General features: G+C 67.8%; 4 protein-coding genes. 3 read left to right on the top strand and 1 reads right to left on the bottom strand.

Annotated elements, in window-relative coordinates; all coding sequences use genetic code 11:
• The 3 genes from ACFP9U_RS24905 to ACFP9U_RS24895 form a co-directional block, all read left to right on the top strand.
• The coding region (locus ACFP9U_RS24905; protein ID WP_378625559.1) for a helix-turn-helix domain-containing protein at positions 1-249 on the top strand (249 nt) is incomplete at its 5' end.
• A 119-nt stretch (positions 250-368) separates the two neighbouring features.
• Entirely contained in the window at positions 369-782 is a 414-nt protein-coding gene (locus tag ACFP9U_RS24900) for an MbcA/ParS/Xre antitoxin family protein (protein ID WP_378625558.1), read from the top strand.
• Entirely contained in the window at positions 779-1,492 is a 714-nt protein-coding gene (locus tag ACFP9U_RS24895) for an RES family NAD+ phosphorylase (RefSeq protein WP_378625556.1), read from the top strand. The genes ACFP9U_RS24900 and ACFP9U_RS24895 overlap by 4 nt, the downstream gene beginning before the upstream one ends.
• Before the next feature lie 12 nt (positions 1,493-1,504).
• On the opposite strand, the gene ACFP9U_RS24890 is transcribed toward ACFP9U_RS24895, so the two are convergent.
• Positions 1,505-1,755 (bottom strand): helix-turn-helix domain-containing protein (locus tag ACFP9U_RS24890; RefSeq protein WP_378625554.1); only part of this gene is annotated, 251 nt, incomplete at its 5' end.

Below are 1,755 nucleotides of genomic sequence, written 5' to 3'. Positions count from 1 at the left end.
GGCATCGACAACGAGACGGCCGGGCAGGGGGAGGCGGATGGCGGCCTCGCCGAACGCGTGGCCGCCTTCGAGCGGAGCGTGATCGCCGGCGCCCTGCAGGCCCATGGCGGCAGCCTGAAAGCGGTCTACGAGGCCCTCGGCATCTCGCGCAAGACGCTCTACGAGAAGATGCAGCGCCATGGGCTCCACCGGCACGACCATCGGGGGAAGCCGGTTAGCCGGCGGGTGCAGACGGGCGCGGCGCGCTGAGGTGTATAGCGCCAGAACCTCCCGAACTCTCGGGCTTGGCCGAAACATTTGGCCTCATATCATCTAAACCTTGCCAAATGGCCGTCCGCAACCTATCTTTGGGTGGCAAGGAGACCGCAATGTCGCTGTTACAGCCAATCGATACCGTCGCGCGCGATTTCAGGCCGGCGCCGATCACCGACGACGAGGCGGCGGCGATGTTCCGCGCCGTGGTCAATCTGTTCGGGCGATGGGGCCTGACAGACGAACAGGCCGGCGTGCTGCTCGACCTGCCGGCGCGCACCTACCGGCGCTGGAAGGCGGGCGAGATCGGCCGCATCGACCGTGACGGCAAGGCGCGTCTTTCCAACCTCATGGGCATCCACAAGGCGCTGCGCATCATCTTCCGCGAGCCGCAGCGCGCCTATGACTGGGTCGGCAAACCGAACGCCGCGTTCGGCGGGCGCTCCGCACTGGAGGTCATGCTGGAGGGCGAGCTGACCGACCTGATGCGGGTGCGCCGCTATCTCGACGCCGAGCGGGGCGGCTGGTGAGCGAAGCCGCGCTTCCGCCTGTCGCGCATATCTCCTGGGAAAGCGCGGTGCGGATCATCCGCAGCGTCTTCCCGCCCATCGACCTGTTCGAGGACATCGCCGATCCGGCCGACTGGCCGCTCATCCTTTCGGCCGAGCAGAAGACCAATCCGCGGCTGATGGAATCGGTCGGCAATCTCGACCTCGTACCGCCCGGGCGGCGTGTCGCCGGCCCCGGCGCGACCTGGCTGATGGCGCCCTTCACCCATGTCAGCCCCGACCGGCCGAGCCGTTTCAGCGCCGGACATTTCGGCGTGCTTTACGCGGGTCGGGTCTTCGAGACGGCGCTCTTCGAGACCATCCATCACCACGAGCGTTTCATGGCCCGAACCGGCGAGGCGCCCGGCTGGACGTCGCAGTTCCGCGAAATCCTCCTCGACATCGACACCCGATTGCACGACCTGCGCGGCGACGAAGCGCGCTGGAAAGCCGTCCTCGACGCAAACGATTACCGGGCCGGCCAAGAATTGGGCGCCACGCTTCACCGCGTCGGCTCCGACGGGATCGTCTATCCGAGCGTGCGGCATGAAGGCGGCGCGTGCGCAGGGCTCTTCTATCCAGACTGCGCAGCCAACCCCCGGCAGGGCCGGCACATCGACTATCACTGGAACGGCAACCGCGTCGATTTCTACCGCGACGCCGGCAGACACGAGGTCTTCCGGGTCATTTGACGTTGCCGGGCGTCATAGCGCGGGTTCGCCGCCCCATGGGCGCGCCATGTGCTCGCGCCGCCAGGCGGCCGGCGGTGTGCCGAAGGCACGCCTGAAGGCGCGTGTGAAGGCGGCCTCGGATTCATAACCCACGTCGTAGGCGATCTGTGCGATCGGTGCGGAGGTGTCACGCAATTGCGCGGAGGCCCGCTCGAAGCGCAGCCGGGCGAGATAGCGCATCGGGGGGTCGCCGATGGCGCGCGTGAAGCGCTCGGCGAAAGCGG

The sequence above is a fragment of the Nitratireductor sp. GCM10026969 genome (assembly GCF_042660605.1).
GTDB lineage: Bacteria > Pseudomonadota > Alphaproteobacteria > Rhizobiales > Rhizobiaceae > Chelativorans.
This window is presented reverse-complemented; position numbering and strand designations above follow the sequence as displayed.

Bases quoted from the DNA above. Each gene is read 5' to 3' on its own strand.
- ACFP9U_RS24900 (WP_378625558.1), top strand. From the start codon at position 369: ATGTCGCTGTTACAGCCAATCGATACCGTCGCGCGCGATTTCAGGCCG.